Here is a 16,474-nt window from a genome sequence, read left to right on the forward strand (position 1 = left end):
GTGCAGCCGCTGGGCATGGTCGGCACCATGCGCCTGCCCGGGCCACGGGGCCCCCTCTCCGCCGCCCTCCGCGACGACCTGCTCGCCGGGTCGGTCTCTCCCGCGACCGTCGACCTCGCCCGCGCCGCCGCTGCGGGCAGCGCCGATCCGCTGCACGACGACGACCTGCAGCTGGCGCTGGCGCTCTGCTACGAGCTGCACTACCGCGGGTTCGACGGCGTCGACGACACGCTCGAGTGGGACCCCGACCTGCTCACGCTGCGCGCGCACCTGGAGCGCCGGCACCTCGCGGCGCTGTGCGAGCTGACCGGCCCGGTCGCCGTCTCCGGTGAGCCGGTCGACCGGCAGCTGACCGCGCTGATCGCCGCCGACGACGGCCCGTCGCTGTCGAGCTTCATGGCCAAGCGCGGCACCGCGGAGCAGTGGCGCGAGTACCTGACCCTGCGGTCGGTCTACCACCTCAAGGAGGCCGACCCGCACACGTTCGCCATCCCGCGGCTCTCGGGTCGCGCCAAGGCGGCGATGGTCGAGATCCAGGCCGACGAGTACGGCGGCGGCGCGCCCGGGCGCATGCACAGCGAGCTGTTCGCCGGGATGATGCGCGACCTCGGCCTCGACGCCGGCTACGGCGCCCTGTGGGACGACGCCCCGGCCGTCGCCTTCACCTCGGTGAACACCATGTCGCTGTTCGGCCTGCACCGGCGCTGGCGGGCGGCGGCGCTCGGCCACCTCGCCTGCGTGGAGATGACCTCCTCGGAGCCCAGCCGCCGCTACTCCGCCGGGCTGCGCAGGCTCGGCCACGACGCGACGACGACGGTCTTCTACGACGAGCACGTCGAGGCCGACGCCGTCCACGAGCAGATCGCCTCGGTCGACATGTGCGGCTCCCTGGTGGCCGAGGACCCCTCCCTCGCCGGTGACGTGCTCTTCGGCGCCGCCTGCTCGCTGGCCCTCGACGGGCTGGCCGCCCGCCACCTGCTCGGTGCCTGGGAGTCGGGCCGCTCGGCGCTGCGGGGAGAGGACGCCCTCGTCGCCTGAGTCGCGATCGGGTCTCGGCCGGCGGGACGGTCCCGTTCCGGCTGCACTCCGCGACGCCGCTGCCGAACCTCTGGTCCGGATGGCGCGGTCCATCCGGGGCGCGTCCTGGGCACGAGCGCGGGACGGCGGCGGCACGGGCCGGGCACGGGGCCGGCCCGTGCCGCCGCACCCTCGCTCAGTCGGAGGGGCGCTGGGCCTGACGCAGGATCGCCGCGGCCGGGCGGGGTCGGCTCGGTGTGCTCGGCGCGGAGAACCCCGAGCGCTTGTGGCTGCCGTCGCAGAACGGCTTGATGCCGGACTTGCCGCACCGGCACAGCGCGATCGTCTTCCGGCCCGGGTCGATCTCGGCGCCGTCCTGGTCGACGAGCCGGAAGTCCCCGCGCACGACCAGCGGCCCGTCGCGGTAGGGCGTGATGGTCGCCCCGCCCTCGGTGGGCTGCCCGGGGAGCCGGTCGTCGTCGGGGAGGTCGTCGGCGGGGACGGCTGAACTCACTCCCCCAGCGTGCCCCGCGCGCGCTCCCGGCACACCCGGCGGGTCACCCGGCCGGCTGGCCGTAGAAGACCTGCTCGACGACGCCGCGGGCGTGCCGGGCGGTGCGCCGGTAGTCGTCGAGGAACTGCCCGGGGTCGACGTCGGCACCGGAGCCGCTGGCCCGCGCCACGCCGGCCAGCTCCAGCCCCGGCCGGGGCAGCTGGTCGCCGGGACGGCCGCGGACGAGGAAGACGGCGTTGCGCGCCCGGCTGGCCAGCTCCCACGCCTCGCGCAGCGCCCCGGCCTGCTCCGCGGTCAGCAGGTCGGCGGCGGCCAGCCCGGTGAGCGCGTCGACGGTCGAGGGCGTCCGCAGCGCCGGCACCGCGGCGGCGTGCTGCAGCTGCAGGAGCTGCACGGTCCACTCGACGTCGGCCAGGCCGCCGCGGCCGAGCTTGGTGTGGGTGGCCGGGTCCGCGCCGCGCGGCAGCCGCTCCCGCTCCACGCGGGCCTTGATGCGGCGGATCTCGGCGACCTGCTCGGTCGTCAGGCCCGCCTCCGGGTAGCGCAGCGGGTCGACCAGCTCCACGAAGGCGGCGCCCAGCTCCGGGCTGCCGGCGACCGGCGCCGCGCGCAGCAGCGCCTGCACCTCCCACACCGACACCCAGCGCTCGTAGTACTCGCGGAAGGCGTCGAGGCTGCGCACCAGCGCGCCCTGGCGCCCCTCGGGACGCAGGTCGGCGTCGACCTCGAAGGCGGGGTCGGGCGCGGGCTCGCCGAGCAGCCGGCGCAGCGTGTGGGCCACCGCGTTGGCCGCCTGCGCGGCCCGGCCCTCCTCGGCACCCGCGCGGGCGCGGTGCACGAAGAGCACGTCGGCGTCGGAGCCGTAGCCCATCTCCCCGCCCCCGAGCCGGCCCATGCCGATGACGGCGAGCTCCATGGGCACGTCGTCGGGAGCGGTGTCGGTCTCCCGCGCCCACGCGCGCACGGCGACGTCGAGCCCGGCCTGCAGCGTGGCCACGGCGACGTCGGTGAGCGCCTGCCCGACCCGGACGACGTCGAGGCGGCCGAGCAGGTCGGCCGAGGCGATCCGCAGCAGCTCCTGGCGGCGCAGCCCGCGCAGCACGCGGATGCCGGCCTGCGGATCGGGCGCGCGGCCGGCCGCGGCGCGCCAGGCCCCGGCCAGCGAGGCGGCGCCGCGCGGCTCGAGCTCGGCGTCGTCGGCGAGGATGCGCAGCGCCTCGGGGGTGCGGGTGATCAGCGCGGCCACGTAGCGGCTGGAGCCGAGCAGCCGGGCCAGCCGCTCGGCCACCTGGCCCTCGTCGCGCAGCAGCCGCAGGTACCACTGGTTGCCGCCGAGCGCCTCGCTCACCTGGCGGTAGGCCAGCAGGCCGGCATCGGGGTCGGCGCAGTCGGCGAGGGTCTGCAGCACCACCGGCAGCAGGTAGCGCTGCATCGACGCCGACCGCGACACCCCGCCGGTCAGCGCCCCCATGTGCCGCAGCGCGCCCTGCGGGTCGCCGAAGCCGAGGGCGCGCAGCCAGTCGCCTGCGGCCTTGCTGCCCAGCTGTGCGGCCTCCGCCGGCACCTTGGCCACCGCCGACAGCAGCGGCCGGTAGAAGAGCTTCTCGTGCAGCCGGCGCACCTCGCGGGTGTGCAGGTTCAGCTCGGCGCGCAGCACGTCGACGGCGGTGCCGCGGGCGTCGGGCTTGTAGCCGAGCGACCGGGCCAGCCAGCGCAGCTGCTGCTCGTCGGTGGGCAGCAGGTGCGTCCGCCGCAGCCGCAGCAGCTGCAGCCGGTGCTCGACGGTGCGCAGGAAGCGGTAGGAGGCGATGAGCGTGTCGGCGTCGTCGCGGCCGACGTAGCCGCCGGCCCGCAGCGCCGACAGCGCCGGGAGGGTGCCCCCCACGCGCAGCCGGACGTCGGCCCGCCCGTGCACGAGCTGCAGCAGCTGGACGGCGAACTCGACGTCGCGCAGCCCGCCGCGGCCGAGCTTCAGCTCCCGGTCGGCCTGCGCCGGCGGGATGTTCTCCTCCACCCGCCGCCGCATGGCCTGCACCTCGGCGACGAAGCCGGGACGGTCGCCGGCCTGCCACACCATCGGGAACAGCTCGTCGACGTAGGACCGCCCGAGGTCGGGGTCGCCGGCCACCGGGCGCATCTTCAGCAGCGCCTGGAACTCCCACGTGCTGGCCCACTGCCGGTAGTAGGCGGCGTGGTTGGCCAGCGTGCGCACCAGGGCGCCGGCCTTGCCCTCGGGGCGCAGCGCGGCGTCGACCTCCCACGCCGCCTCGTGGCAGATCCGCATGAGCGCGGCGGCCACCCGGGTGGCGCTCTGCACGGCCGGCGCCTCAGCGTCCCCCGCCCGCCCCCCGGGGTCCACCGGCTCGGCGACGAACACGACGTCGACGTCGCTGACGTAGTTGAGCTCCCGGCCGCCGGTCTTGCCGAGCGCGATGACCGCCAGCCGGCAGGCCGCCGCGCCCTGGGGCTGCTCGGCGACGGCGAGCGCGAGACCGGCGGTGAGCACCGCGGCGGCGATGTCGGCGAGCTCCGCGGCGACGTCCTCGGCCGAGAGCCCCTCGCCGAGGTCGCGCCCGGCCAGGCTCAGCACCGCGCGCCGGTGGGCCAGCCGGAGCGCGGCGACCCGCTGCGGGGAGGCGTCGGGCGCCGGCTTCCCCAGCCGGACCCCCCAAGGCGGGTCGTCGGGGTCGGCGCCGACGGCTTCCAGCATGTCCCGCTCGAGCGCGTACGCGGCCGGGCGCACCTGGCCGCGATCCTCGTCGTCGAGGACCGCCCAGTCCCCGGGGTGGGCGGCGAGGTGGTCGGCCAGGCCGGCGCTGGCGCCCAGCACCGCGAGCAGCCGGCTGCGCAGCGCCGCGGAGCCGCGCAGCCGGGCGAGCAGCCCCGCGGCGGCACCGCCGGTGGGGTCCGCGGCGTCGAGGGCCTCGACCAGCCGGGACAGCGAGCGGACGGCGAGGTCGGGGTCCCCGGCGCGGGCCAGCGCGGAGACCACCGGGGCGGCCTCGGGGTCGGCGGGCTCGTTGCGGTCGAGGTCCCACAGCCCCAGGGCCGGGTCGGACAGCAGGAGCGCGGCCTTCTCGCCGTCGTCGAAGCCGAAGCGGGCCAGCCGCACGACCGCGCGGCGGGGCACCTCCCGGGCGGTGGTCACCGGGTCAGACCGCGGCGCCGCGGGCCGCGCGCACCAGGTCGGCGAAGCGGGCGGCGAACGGCGCCCAGACCTCCTCGAGGTCGGGGTGCACGGCGGCGGCGCGCTCGGCCACGGTGGCGGCGTCGACGGGGGTGGAGGCGACTCCGGCCGGGTCGCTGTCGGCCCAGCGCCGCACGATCTCCGGCGTCGTCTCGACGTGGAACTGCAGCCCGTAGGCCGCGCGACCGGCGCGGAAGGCCTGGTGGGCGTAGCGCACGCCGCTGGCCAGCAGGGTGGCGCCGGCCGGCAGCTCGCTGATCTCGTCGTGGTGCCACTGCACGACGTCGGGGCTCAGCGGCACCGCGGCGAACAGCGGGTCGGTCTCGGCGGCGTCGCGCCGGGCCACCAGCGCCGCGCCGACCTCGGGCCCGTCGGCGCCGGGGCGCACGCGCCCGCCGCCGGCCTGCGCCATCAGCTGCGCGCCGAGGCAGATGCCCAGCGCCGGGGCGCCGTCGGCCAGGGCCCGGGCCAGCAGCGCGCGCACCGGGCCCAGGCCGCTGACGGCGTCGTCGTCGATGCTGGACTGCGGGCCGCCGGTGACGAGCAGTCCGTCGTGGCCCGCCAGGTCGGCGGGGACCTCGTCGCCGGCGTCGAGGTGCCGCTCGTCGAGGTCGAGGCCGGCGGCGCGCAGCCACTCCCCCAGCCGGGCGGGCGGGGCGGTGTCGCTGGGCACGACGACGAGCAGGCGGGGGCGGTCCGGCACGACCCCGAGGTTAGTGCGCCGCGCCCCGGCGTCCCGGGGAGGCGCCTCCGTGGCGCCGCCGGGCGCCGGCGTGGCGCTGACGGCTCACAGGCCGGGCAGGTAGCGCTTGAGCTCGAAGGGCGTCACGTTCTGCCGGTAGGAGTTGAACTCCTCCCACTTGTTGCGGAGGAAGAACTCGAAGACGTGCTCACCGAGGGTCTCCGCGACCAGCTCGCTGCCCTGCATCGCGGTCAGCGCCTCGCCCAGGGAGACCGGCAGGTCCTCGTAGCCGGCCGCGCGGCGCTCGGTGTCGGTGAGCGACCAGACGTCGTCCTCGGCCTCCGGGGGGAGCTCGTAGCCCTTCTCGATGCCGCGCAACCCGGCGGCCAGCAGGACGGCGAAGGTGAGGTAGGGGTTGCACGCGGAGTCCGGCGAGCGGACCTCCACCCGCGCCGACTGGCCCTTGTTCGGCTTGTACGAGGGCAGCCGCACCAGCGCCGAGCGGTTGGCCCGGCCCCAGGTGGCCGCCGTCGGCGCCTCGGTGCCGGCCAGCAGCCGCCGGTAGGAGTTGACCGTCTGGTTGGTGACGGCGGTGAGCTCGCGGGCGTGGGTGAGCAGGCCCGCGATGAACTGGCGCCCGGTGGTCGACAGCCGGATCGGGTCGGCCGGGTCGTGGAAGGCGTTGCGGTCGCCCTCGAACAGCGAGACGTGGGTGTGCATCGCCGAGCCGGCCAGGTCGGTGAACGGCTTGGGCATGAACGTCGCGTGCACGCCCTGGGCGAGGGCGACCTCGCGGACGACGTGCCGCAGCGTCATCACGTTGTCGGCCATCGACAGCGCGTCGGCGTAGCGCAGGTCGATCTCCTGCTGGCCGGGCGCGACCTCGTGGTGGCTGAACTCCACCGAGATGCCCATCGCCTCGAGCGCGAAGACCGCCTCGCGGCGGAAGTCGTGCGCCACGTTGTGCGTGGACAGGTCGAAGTAGCCGCCGTTGTCGGCCGGCTCCGGCGGGCGACCGTCGGTCGGGAGGTCCTTCAGCAGGAAGAACTCGACCTCGGGGTGGGTGTAGAAGGTGAAGCCCATGTCGGCGGCCTTCGACAGCGCCCGACGCAGCACGTGCCGCGGGTCGGCCCAGGCCGGGGACCCGTCGGGCAGCGTGATGTCGCAGAACATCCGCGCGGTGTCGCTGACCTGCCCCTTGGTCGCGGGCATCACCTGGAAGGTGCCCGGGTCGGGCTTGGCGAGCATGTCCGACTCGTAGACGCGCGCGAAGCCCTCGATCGCCGAGCCGTCGAAGCCGATGCCCTCGGCGAAGGCCGCCTCGATCTCGGCCGGCGCGACGGCGACCGCCTTGAGGTAGCCCGAGACGTCGGTGAACCACAGCCGCACGAAGCGGATGTCGCGTTCCTCCAGGGTGCGCAGGACGAACTCCTGCTGTCGGTCCATGCTGGCCATGATCGGGTCCGCTCGTTTCCGGGTCGTGTCGTCGGTGCACAGCCTGCCCGGTCGGGAGGGACGGCACACGGGCTGTCGGCGCCGTGTCGCGCCCGGGACCCGGTGGCCGCGCCGGCGCGACGGCGACGAGACTGTGCGGCGTGAGCGGTCCGGTGCAGCTGAGAGTCGCGATGGCCCAGGTCGACACCCGCGTCGGCGACCTGGAGGGCAACGCCGCGCTCGTCGTCGAGTGGGCGCGCAGGGCCGCCTCCGACGGCGCGCACCTCGTCGTCTTCCCGGAGATGACGCTCACCGGCTACCCCGCCGAGGACCTGGTGCTGCGCGAGTCCTTCGCCCGCGCCAGCGAGCAGGCGCTCACCGACCTCGCCGGCACGCTGGAGCGGGAGGGGCTCGGGGAGGTCGCCGTCGTCGTCGGGTACCTGGCGCACACCGAGGGCCTCGCGGGGGTCGACACGCCACCGAGCGACGAGGAGACCCTCGACGACGAGCGGCCCGGCGACGCCAACCCCCGCCGCGGCCAGCCCCGCAACGCCGCCGCGCTGGTGCACGGCGGGCGGGTGGTGGGCCGCTACGCCAAGCGGCACCTGCCCAACTACGGCGTCTTCGACGAGGCCCGCTACTTCGTCCCCGGCAGCGAGCTGCAGGTCGTGCGGGTCCACGGCGTGGACGTCGCGCTGACCATCTGCGAGGACCTGTGGGTCGAGGGCGGGCCGTGCGGCGTGGCGGGGCAGGCCGGCGTCGACCTCATCGTGTCCCCCAACGCCTCGCCCTACGAGCGGGCCAAGGACGACCTGCGGCTGCCGCTGGTCCGCCGCCGCGCCGCCGAGGCCAACGCGCCGATCGTCTACTGCAACCAGGTCGGCGGGCAGGACGAGCTCGTCTTCGACGGCGACTCCCTCGCCGTCTCCGCCGACGGGGAGCTGCTCGCCCGGGCGCCGCAGTTCGTCGAGCACCTGCTGTGCGTCGACCTCACCCTCGACCCGGCGCGCGTCCCGCAGCGGCGCGAGGGCCGGATCGGGCCGATGACGGTGACCCGGACGGTGCTGTCCGAGGAGCCGGTGGCCGCCTTCGAGCCGCAGCCCGGGCACGTCGCCGACCCGCTGAGCGACTGCGAGGAGGTCTGGCGGGCTCTGGTGCTGGGCCTGCGGGACTTCATCGACAAGAACGGCTTCCCGTCGGTGGTGTTCGGCCTGTCCGGCGGGATCGACTCGGCGCTGGTGGCCGCGCTGTCGGTGGACGCGCTCGGCGCCGACCGGGTGCACGCGGTCGCGCTGCCCTCCCGGTGGTCCTCGGAGCACTCGCTGGCCGACGCCGGGGACAGCGCCCGGCGGCTGGGGCTGCACTACTCCACCGTGCCGATCGCGCCGATGGTCGACGCCTTCGAGGGGCAGGTCGAGCTGTCGGGGACGGCGGCGGAGAACCTGCAGGCGCGCATCCGCGGCACGCTGCTCATGGGGCTGTCCAACCAGCACGGGCACCTGCTGCTGGCCACCAGCAACAAGAGCGAGGTCGCCGTCGGCTACTCCACGCTCTACGGCGACGCCGCCGGCGGGTTCGCGCCGATCAAGGACGTGCCCAAGACGCTGGTGTGGGAGCTGTCCCGCTGGCGCAACGCCTACGCACGGGAGCGCGGGGAGACCGAGCCCATCCCGCAGAACTCCATCGACAAGCCGCCGTCGGCGGAGCTCGCGCCCGGGCAGAAGGACAGCGACTCGCTGCCCTCCTACGAGGAGCTCGACGCCGTCATCGCCGACTACGTCGACCGCGACCTCGGGATGGCCGAGCTGCTCGAGCGCGGGCACGACCCCGAGATCGTGGCCCGGGTGCTGCGCATGGTCGACGTCGCGGAGTTCAAGCGCCGGCAGTCCGCGCCCGGCACCAAGATCAGCCTCAAGGCGTTCGGCCGCGACCGGCGGCTGCCGATCACCAACCGCTGGCGGGAGAGCCTGCCCAGCGTCCGCGAGGGAGCTGCCCAGTCATGAGCGAGTCGGTCCTCTACGGCGGGACGTCGACCGCGCGGGTGCGCATCCACCACCTGCAGCAGGCCAAGGAGCGCGGCGAGCGGTGGGCGATGCTCACCGCCTACGACACCTACAGCGCGCAGGTGTTCGAGGAGGCCGGCATCCCGGTGATGCTGGTCGGCGACTCGGCGGGCAACGTCGTCCTCGGCCACAGCTCGACGGTGCCGGTCACCGTCGAGGACCTGCTGCTGATGACGAAGGCGGTCACCCGCTCGACGAAGCGGTCGCTGATCGTGGCCGACCTGCCCTTCGGCAGCTACGAGTCCGGTCCGCAGCAGGCCTTCGCCACCGCCGTCCGGATGATGAAGGAGGGCGGCGCGCAGGCGGTCAAGCTCGAGGGCGGGGTCCGGGTGGCGCCGCAGATCCGGATGCTCACCGACAACGGCGTCCCGGTGATGGCGCACGTCGGCTTCACGCCGCAGAGCGAGCACGCCCTCGGCGGCTTCCGCGTGCAGGGCCGCGGCGCCGGCGCCGACCAGCTGCTCGCCGACGCGCACGCCGTGCAGGAGGCCGGCGCGTTCGCCGTCGTCCTCGAGATGGTGCCGGCCGACCTCGCCGCGAAGGTGACCGAGGAGCTGTCCATCCCGACCATCGGCATCGGCGCCGGCGCCGACTGCGACGCCCAGGTGCTGGTGTGGCCGGACATGGCCGGGCTCACCGGCGGCCGGGTGCCGAGGTTCGTGAAGCGCTACGCCGACCTGCGCGGGGAGCTGCTGCGCGCGGCCCGCGAGTACGCCGACGAGGTCCGCGGCGGCGTCTTCCCGGGGCCCGAGCACTCCTTCGAGTAGTCGCCGGCGGTGCCGTGCGCCGGACGCGCCGGAGCAGCAGGGCGTAGCCGACGGCGTTGAGGCCGAGCGCCACCGAGTACATCCCCACCTGGACGGCGACCGAGCGGACGTCGAGGCCGAGCGGGCCGAACAGGAAGTGCCCGAGGAAGCCGCCGTCGTAGGGCGGCGCCCCGGCCTGCTCCCGCAGCGCGAGCTCGACGGTGGTCAGGGGGCACGGCGCGCCGGCGAGGTTCACCGCGAGCACCGCCAGCGCCACCGGGGCGTGGACGAGCGCGAGGCGCGGCCACCGCAGCGCCAGCAGGGCGCCGGTCAGCATGAACAGGACCACCGCGGCGTGCAGGACCGCGACCGCGTTCGCGAGCAGCACCCGCCCATCCTCCCGCGAGCGGGTGCGCCGGCGAGGGGTCCCGGGCCGGAGATCGCGGCGTGGGCGCACACGCTCCCGGCATCCACCGTCCGGGTGGTGGTCCTGCGGGTGCGGCGCGCGCCGACCTACCCTCTGCCGCCGTGACCTCCCCCGCGACGACCGGCCCGGTGCTCGCCGAACTGCGGCCCAGCGGCCGGTCCTACGGCGCCTACGCCCTGCCGCTGGTGCCCCTCGCCGCGGTCCTCCTCGTCGTCCGGCTCACCGGTGACGGCCTGTCCCTGGGCGGGTCGGTCGCCGTCGCGGCCGGCGTCGTGGCCGTGGCCGGTGTCGTCGCGCTGCTCTACTTCCGCGGGACCTCCCTGGTGCTCACTCCCGGCGCCCTGGTGTACCGGTCCCCGCTCGCCCGCGACCGCGTCGTCGCGCCCGGCGACGTCTCCGGCGGGGTCCTGGTCCCGCGGTACCGGGTGCTCAACGGCCCCGAGTCGGTCCTGTTCGCGCTGCTCGGGCACGACGGCCGCGCGCTGGTCCGGATCCAGGGCGTGCACTGGGACGCCGGCCAGGTGACCCGGTTCGCCCGCGCCACCGGCGTCCCGCTCACGGAGGTCCCGCAGCCCGTCGACCGCCGCGACCTGCGCCCCTGGTGCCCCGGCGCGCTGCCGGTCGCCGAGCGCCGTCCGGTCGCGTTCTTCCTCACCGTCCTCGGCGGGACCCTGCTGGTGGTCGCCGTGCTGGTCGTCGTCCTCGTCGCCGCCGGCGTCTGACGCCCTCGTCCCCCGGCGGCGGGCGGCCGGCCTGGGTGCGTGCGCGTCCTGGTCGTCGCGTCCCCGCTGACCGGTCACGTCCTGCCGCTGGTCCCCCTCGCCCTGGCCCTGCGCGACGCCGGCGCCGCCGCGGCCGGCACCGACCTCGACGTCGTCCTGGTCCGGCCCGACCGCCGGGTGGCCCGCCGCCGGCGTGCCGCAGCTGGTGGTCCGCGGTGCCGGCGACCGCCGCACCAACGGCGACCTGGTCGCCGCCCGCGGCGCCGGCCTGGCCGTCGACCCCGGCGGGATCACCACGCCGCTGCTCGAGCGGCTGGTGTCCGACCCGGCCCTGGCCGCCGCCGCCGGCGAGGTCGCCGCCGAGATGGCCGCCGAGATGGCCGCGATGCCCGCGCCGGCCGACGTCGTCCCCGGCCTGCTGGAGCTGGCCCGCCGGTGAGGACGCTCAGACGTCGGTGACGCGGATGCCGGCGTGGGCCTTGTAGCGGCGGTTGACCGAGACGAGGTTGATCGTCAGCGCCTCGACCTGGCGGGCGTTGCGCAGCCGCCCGGCGTAGATGCCGCGCATCCCCGGCAGCCGCCCGGCCAGCGCCTGCACGGTGTCGGTGGCGGCGCGGACGTCACCGACCACCATGACGTCGCCGTCGATGGTCGGCTGCGAGAGGTCCTCCAGCAGCCGGGCCGACAGGTGGTGGAACGCCCCGACCACGTCGGAGTCGGGAAGCAGCGCGGCGGCCTGCTGGGTGACGCTGCCCTCCTCGACGTCGAGGACGTACGCGCCGAGCTCGTCGAAGCCCATCGGCACCACGCAGTCGACGACGACCTTGCCCGCCAGCGGCCGGGCCAGCTCGGCCAGCGTCGCGGCGTGCCCGGCGTAGGGGACGGCGACGACGACCAGGTCGGCGGCGCCGGCGACGTCGAGGTTCGACCCGCCCTGCACCGACACCTCACCGCCGGAGACGGTCGCGGCCCGCGTGGCCACCTCCTCGGCGACCTCGCGGGCGCGGTCGGCGTCGCGCGACCCGAGCAGCACCCGCTGCCCCACGGCGGCCAGCCGGACGGCGAGCCCGCGCCCCTGGGGCCCGGTGCCGCCGAGCACCCCGACGACCAGGTCCTCGACCGGACGACTCTCCGCTGCGGTGGTCACGCTGCCTCCTCCCGTGCGCCGGCGGTCCCGGCGCACCGGGCCCGATCATGCCCGGCGGATGGGGCGGGGCCGGTCAGCGGCCCTCCCACTCCCGGTCCTCCTGGTCCAGCCGCTCGTTGCGCTCGGCCACACCCTGCAGCGCGTGCTCGGCCTCCTCACGGGTGTCGTACGGGCCGAGGCGGTGCCGCTCGGCGCAGCCGTCGCGGGTCTCCACGGTGTGGTGCTTCAGGCAGTAGAACCACGGTCCCTGCGCCACGGGCGCCTCCTGTCAGCCGGTCCCCGCGGGTGGGGACGCCTCGATCCCGGCATGCCCCGGGACGGCGAGGGACATGCTCCTCCGCCGGCAGGTGCCCGGCGCCCGACCGGCCTCACTCCTCGACCATCACCTGGTCGTGCCGGGCGTAGAAGGCCGTCATCTCCTCCGGCGTCGGCCGGCGTCCGCTGCGCCGCATCTCGGCCATCTCGGCGAAGAACTCCTCGCGGGCGATGCCCGGGGTGAACAGGATGAGGAAGGACGCCGGCTCGTCGGAGTCGTTGCGGAACCCGTGCACGCCGCGCTCGTGGGCGAGGGCGAAGTCGCCGGGCCGGTACGGCTGCCAGCGCCCTCCGGCGTAGAGGGTCAGCTGGCCGGACAGCACGTAGAAGGACTCGGAGAACGTCCGGTGGTAGTGCGGCGCCGCGCCCGGCGACCTCGGGCCGAGGCGGTACTCGACCAGCCCGAAGCGGCCCGCGGTGACCGCGCCGGGCGCCACCATGCGCAGCGCCGCCGCCCCGGCCTCGGTGAGCGGGTGGTCGGCCAGGGGGCGGACGTCGACGAGACCGGGCTCCGGGTGCGACATGCGCGCAGCCTGCCAGCGACGTCGCCGCGGGGGGAGCCCTGCGGGAGCGCCGTGCCGCCCGCCGCCGCCGTCCCACCGGGAGCCCGCGCCGGTGCCCGCCCACGCGTCGTCCCCGTAGGGCACGATGCGGCCCGTGCCCCCTGTCCGGCCACGCGATCCCGACGGACCGCCGTCCGGGCGCGCCCTCGGCCCCGGCGGTCCCGAGAACCGGGTCGCCGCGCTCCTGCTCGCGGTGCTGCTCGTCATCGGCGGCCTGATGGGCCTGGTCAACCTGGCCCTCGACGGCGTCGTCCGCGACGGCGTCGTGCGCACCACGTACGCCGCCACCATGGCCGCGTGCCTGCTGGCGGCCGTGCCGCTCGTGGTGCGCCGCCGCGTGGGGCTGTGGCAGACCTTCGGCCTGGTGCTGCTCGGCGACCTCGTCTACGTCGTCGTGGCGCTGTGCACCGAGGACCCGGTCCGCTACGCGACACCGCTGGTGCTGCTGTTCCCGTCGGTGGTGGCCGCCTGGTTCCTCGTGCCGTGGATGCTCGGTGTGCACATGGCGGCCGTGCCGGTGGCCGTCCTGGTCGCGGTGCAGCACAGCTACGACAGCCCGGGCGGGCTCGCCGTCCAGGTGGCCGTCTCCGCCGGGATGCTCGACCTCGTCGCCGTGGGCGTGCACCTGCTGCGCCGCCGCGAGCAGCGCCTGCTGTCGGCCACCGAGGCGCTGTCGCAGCACGACCCGCTCACCGGGCTGGCCAACCGCCGGTACCTGGTCGAGCAGGTCCCCCGCCTGTGGCGCCAGGCCCGCCGCGAGGGCCAGCGGGTGGCCGCGATGGTCATCGACCTCGACCACTTCAAGCAGGTCAACGACCGGCACGGGCACGCCGCCGGCGACGCCGTCCTGCAGGCCGTCGCCGGCGCGCTGGCCGACACCGTGCGCCCCAGCGACGTGCTCGCCCGCCTCGGTGGCGAGGAGCTGGTGGTGCTCGGGCTGGTCGGCGACCCCGGCGAGGCGGCGCACCTGGCCGAGCGGCTGCGGCTCGGGGTGGGGACGGCGCGCAGCGTCCACGGGCACGCGGTCACCGCCTCCATCGGCGTCGCGCTGGCCCGCCCCGGCGACGGCGAGGACGCCGTCGGGGCGCTGTGGCGGCTGGTGGACCGGGCCGACGCCGCGATGTACGAGGCCAAGCAGGGCGGTCGCGACCGCGTGGCCACCCTCGCCTCGCCGTTCCCGACTCCCCCGCCGCGACGGGCACCGGCCGCCGAGCTGCTGGACCCGCCGACCGTCCCCGCCCCGCGCCTGCCCGGTGCCTCCCGGACCGACACCGGCTGAGCTCCCGAGGGGTGGCGGCGGCGGTTCTCTGCTTCCCTGTTCCCCATGACGCTGGTCGTCCCCGACCCGACGCGGACGGTGCCCCTGCCGCTGCGTCAGCAGGCCGACGTCCGCGACCGGTGGCTGACCCAGCGCCTGCTCGACCTGCTGCCCGGCCTCATGGACCGCGCCGGCATCGACCTGTGGCTGGTCGTCGGCCGCGAGGGCAGCGAGGACCCGGTGCTGCCCACCCTGCTGCCGGCCACCTGGCTGTCGGCCCGCCGGCTGGTCGTCCTGGTCCTGCACCGCAGCGACGACGGCGTCACACCGGTCGCGGTCTCCCGCTACCCGGTGGGCCAGTACCTGCCCGGCTGGTCCGCCGAGGAGGACGGCGACACCGGGGAGGGCGACGAGCGCGCCCTGTGGGCCGCGGTCCGGCGGGTCGTGGCGCAGGCCGACCCGCGCCGGATCGGCATCGACGTGTCGGCGGGCTGCCCGCTGGCCGACGGGCTGTCGGTGACCGAGCACCGCCTGCTCGCCGGAGCGCTCGGCGACCTCGCCGGCCGGCTGGTCCCGGCCGAGGACCTCGTCGTCGGCTGGCTGGAGACGCGGCTGCCGGAGGAGGTCGCCGCGCTCGACGCCCTCACCCGGCTCACCGACCGGGTGCTGGCCGAGGCCCTCTCCCCCGCCCTGCTGGTCCCGGGCCTGACGACCGCGGCGGACCTGGCGTGGGGGGTCCGGGAGCGGCTGACCGACCTCGGCACCCCGCCGTGGTTCCACCCCGGGGTGACCGTGCAGCGCGCGGGCGTGCCGCTGCGCCGCGACGCCGGGGTCGACCTGCCCGCCGTGCCGCAGGACGCCCTCCTCGAGCCCGGTGACCTGGTCACCTGCGACGCCGGTCTCTCCAGCCTGGGCCTGGCCACGGACCTGCAGCGCAGCATCTACCTGCTGCGGCCCGGGGAGGACGTGCCGCCGGCCGGCCTGCGGCAGGCGTGGGCGGCCGGCCGCCGGGCGCAGGAGCTCACCGCGGCCGCGATGGTCCCGGGCCGGACCGGCGACGAGGTGCTCGCCGCCGCCCGGGCCGCGACCGCCGCCGAGGGGCTGCCCACCGACGTCTACTCCCACCCGGTGGGCGTGCACGGGCACGGCGCGGGGCCGGCGATCGGCCGGTGGGACGACCAGCGCGGCGTCCCCGGCGACGGCGGCCGGGTGCTGAACCCGGGCACCGTGTTCGCCCTCGAGCTGGCCGTGCGGGTGCCGGTGCCCGAGTGGGACGGCCAGTGCCTGCGGCTGGCGCTCGAGGAACAGGTCGTCCTCACCCGCGCCGGGGCCGCACCGCTCGGCAACCCGCAGCGCGACCTCTGGGCCGTGCCGGCCGGTTAGCCCTCCCGGGCCTTCGCCGTCGCCCGGTCGTTGGCCTTCCGGATGGCGTCGACCAGCTCCTCCTTGGTCATCGACGAGCGGCCGTGCACGTCCAGCCGCCTCGCGACGTCCATGAGGTGCTCCTTGGTGGCGTTGGCGTCGACGCCGCCCTTGGTCTCCCGGTTCGTGTCCGCGCCACCCTCGGCCTGCACGTCGCTCGGGCCCGTGTGGTCCTTCGGCTCCCAGTGGTCGCCGACCTTCTCGTGCGTGTGCTTGACCGCCGCCCACGCCACCCGGTTGGCCCGCTGCTCGTCGCCGTCGTAGGACTCGACGGCGGAGTCGTGGGCCTTGACGAACGTGCGCTGCGCCTTCTCGTCCGAGCGCTCCAGCGTGCTGGGGATCTCCTCGGGCTTCGCGTCGCCGCTCTTCGTCGTCTTCGGCATGCCGGCGGCGGTACCCGCAGGTCGGGCGGTCAGTCGTCCGGCCCCAGCCAGGTGACGCCGTGCTCCCGCGAGGCCCGCCGGTAGGCCTCGTCGAACGAGCCGCCGGACCCGCTGGCCTCGGCGAGGATGCGGAAGAAGCCCTCGAAGCCGGCCGGGGACGTCATGCAGAGCAGCCGTCCCGTGCGTGGCACCACCCGCCGGTGGGAGTGCGGGATGCCGCGCGGCAGGAACAGCGTCCCGCCCGGGCCGACCGTGAACTCCCGGTCGCCGCACACGAAGACGTGGTCGCCCTCGATGACGTAGTACATCTCGTCGACGTCCCGGTGCACGTGCCGGGAGGTGTCCAGGATCGGGGTCTGCTCCTCGAAGAGGGTGAAGGCCCCGGCCGTGGTGTCCGCGGACGCGCGGACGACGATCGTCGTCCCCCAGAAGACCAGCCGCTCCCCGCCGTCGTGGTCCCGTGCCAAGGGTGGCGCGGCGGGCTCGGCCATGCGGGGACGCTACGCCGGGGGGCTGCCCGGCGTCAGTGGCCCGCGGCGCGGTCGACGGCGGGCGGGAACGGCCGCGGCCCTGCCGTCGGGTCCGTCCTTGGGA

15 protein-coding genes and 2 pseudogenes are annotated in these 16,474 nt (G+C 76.2%); 7 read left to right on the top strand and 10 right to left on the bottom strand.

Going from position 1 to position 16,474, the window contains the following annotated elements; translation table 11 throughout:
* Positions 1–1,038 (top strand): iron-containing redox enzyme family protein, encoded by a 1,038-nt coding sequence (locus JD79_RS19805; RefSeq protein WP_245900247.1) that lies wholly within the window; start codon positions 1–3, stop codon positions 1,036–1,038.
* 175 nt (positions 1,039–1,213) lie between these two features.
* Here JD79_RS19805 and JD79_RS19810 read toward each other — a convergent pair whose 3' ends face one another.
* The 4 genes from JD79_RS19810 to glnA form a co-directional block, all read right to left on the bottom strand.
* Entirely contained in the window at positions 1,214–1,531 is a 318-nt protein-coding gene (locus JD79_RS19810) for a CDGSH iron-sulfur domain-containing protein (protein ID WP_110006898.1), read from the bottom strand.
* A gap of 43 nt (positions 1,532–1,574) precedes the next feature.
* Positions 1,575–4,679 carry a bifunctional [glutamine synthetase] adenylyltransferase/[glutamine synthetase]-adenylyl-L-tyrosine phosphorylase gene (locus JD79_RS19815; RefSeq protein ID WP_110006899.1) on the bottom strand — a complete coding sequence of 1,035 codons (3,105 nt, stop codon included), beginning with the start codon at positions 4,677–4,679 and terminating at the stop codon, positions 1,575–1,577.
* Positions 4,680–4,683: 4 nt separating this feature from the next.
* Positions 4,684–5,421 carry a type 1 glutamine amidotransferase gene (locus JD79_RS19820; protein WP_110006900.1) on the bottom strand — a complete coding sequence of 246 codons (738 nt, stop codon included), beginning with the start codon at positions 5,419–5,421 and terminating at the stop codon, positions 4,684–4,686.
* Positions 5,422–5,505: 84 nt separating this feature from the next.
* Entirely contained in the window at positions 5,506–6,846 is a 1,341-nt protein-coding gene (glnA, locus tag JD79_RS19825) for a type I glutamate--ammonia ligase (protein WP_110007908.1), read from the bottom strand.
* 149 nt (positions 6,847–6,995) lie between these two features.
* Here glnA and JD79_RS19830 point away from each other — a divergent pair, with 149 nt between their 5' ends.
* Positions 6,996–8,837 (top strand): NAD+ synthase, encoded by a 1,842-nt coding sequence (locus tag JD79_RS19830; RefSeq protein ID WP_211308066.1) that lies wholly within the window; start codon positions 6,996–6,998, stop codon positions 8,835–8,837.
* Positions 8,834–9,664, top strand: coding sequence for a 3-methyl-2-oxobutanoate hydroxymethyltransferase (panB, locus tag JD79_RS19835; protein WP_110006901.1), 831 nt, complete (start codon positions 8,834–8,836; stop codon positions 9,662–9,664). Before JD79_RS19830 ends, panB begins: the two co-directional genes overlap by 4 nt.
* Before the next feature lie 55 nt (positions 9,665–9,719).
* On the opposite strand, the pseudogene JD79_RS24005 reads toward panB, so the two are convergent.
* Positions 9,720–10,100 (bottom strand): annotated as a pseudogene (locus JD79_RS24005) (DUF2784 domain-containing protein); the annotation flags it as partial.
* 71 nt (positions 10,101–10,171) lie between these two features.
* Here JD79_RS24005 and JD79_RS19845 point away from each other — a divergent pair.
* Both JD79_RS19845 and JD79_RS19850 read left to right on the top strand, forming a co-directional pair.
* Positions 10,172–10,792, top strand: coding sequence for a hypothetical protein (locus tag JD79_RS19845; protein WP_110006902.1), 621 nt, complete (start codon positions 10,172–10,174; stop codon positions 10,790–10,792).
* 175 nt (positions 10,793–10,967) lie between these two features.
* Positions 10,968–11,231, top strand: a pseudogene (locus tag JD79_RS19850) (nucleotide disphospho-sugar-binding domain-containing protein); the annotation flags it as partial.
* A gap of 6 nt (positions 11,232–11,237) precedes the next feature.
* Here JD79_RS19850 and npdG read toward each other — a convergent pair.
* The 3 genes from npdG to JD79_RS19865 all read right to left on the bottom strand — a co-directional run bounded on the left by npdG (position 11,238) and on the right by JD79_RS19865 (position 12,778).
* Positions 11,238–11,939: an NADPH-dependent F420 reductase gene (npdG, locus tag JD79_RS19855; protein WP_110006904.1), complete on the bottom strand. Its 702-nt coding sequence runs from the start codon at positions 11,937–11,939 to the stop codon at positions 11,238–11,240.
* A 73-nt stretch (positions 11,940–12,012) separates the two neighbouring features.
* Complete coding sequence (locus JD79_RS19860; protein WP_110006905.1) at positions 12,013–12,195, bottom strand: hypothetical protein; 183 nt, start codon at positions 12,193–12,195, stop codon at positions 12,013–12,015.
* A 112-nt stretch (positions 12,196–12,307) separates the two neighbouring features.
* A complete protein-coding gene (locus JD79_RS19865; protein WP_110006906.1) occupies positions 12,308–12,778 on the bottom strand; it encodes a cupin domain-containing protein in 471 nt (156 codons plus the stop codon).
* 124 nt (positions 12,779–12,902) lie between these two features.
* Between JD79_RS19865 and JD79_RS19870 the strand changes: the two genes are divergently transcribed.
* Together JD79_RS19870 and JD79_RS19875 are read left to right on the top strand one after the other, a co-directional pair.
* A complete protein-coding gene (locus tag JD79_RS19870) occupies positions 12,903–14,096 on the top strand; it encodes a GGDEF domain-containing protein (RefSeq protein WP_110006907.1) in 1,194 nt (397 codons plus the stop codon).
* Between the two features lie 45 nt (positions 14,097–14,141).
* Positions 14,142–15,458 carry a M24 family metallopeptidase gene (locus JD79_RS19875; RefSeq protein WP_110006908.1) on the top strand — a complete coding sequence of 439 codons (1,317 nt, stop codon included), beginning with the start codon at positions 14,142–14,144 and terminating at the stop codon, positions 15,456–15,458.
* On the opposite strand, the gene JD79_RS19880 is transcribed toward JD79_RS19875, so the two are convergent.
* On the bottom strand, positions 15,455–15,880 hold the full coding sequence (locus tag JD79_RS19880; RefSeq protein ID WP_110006909.1) for a ChaB family protein: 426 nt from the start codon (positions 15,878–15,880) through the stop codon (positions 15,455–15,457). The two genes, JD79_RS19875 and JD79_RS19880, sit on opposite strands and share 4 nt — an antisense overlap.
* A 29-nt stretch (positions 15,881–15,909) precedes the next feature.
* A complete protein-coding gene (locus JD79_RS19885) occupies positions 15,910–16,371 on the bottom strand; it encodes a cupin domain-containing protein (protein WP_110006910.1) in 462 nt (153 codons plus the stop codon).
* Between the last annotated feature and the right edge of the window lie 103 nt (positions 16,372–16,474).

The organism is Geodermatophilus normandii (assembly GCF_003182485.1).
GTDB classification, from domain to species: domain Bacteria; phylum Actinomycetota; class Actinomycetes; order Mycobacteriales; family Geodermatophilaceae; genus Geodermatophilus; species Geodermatophilus normandii.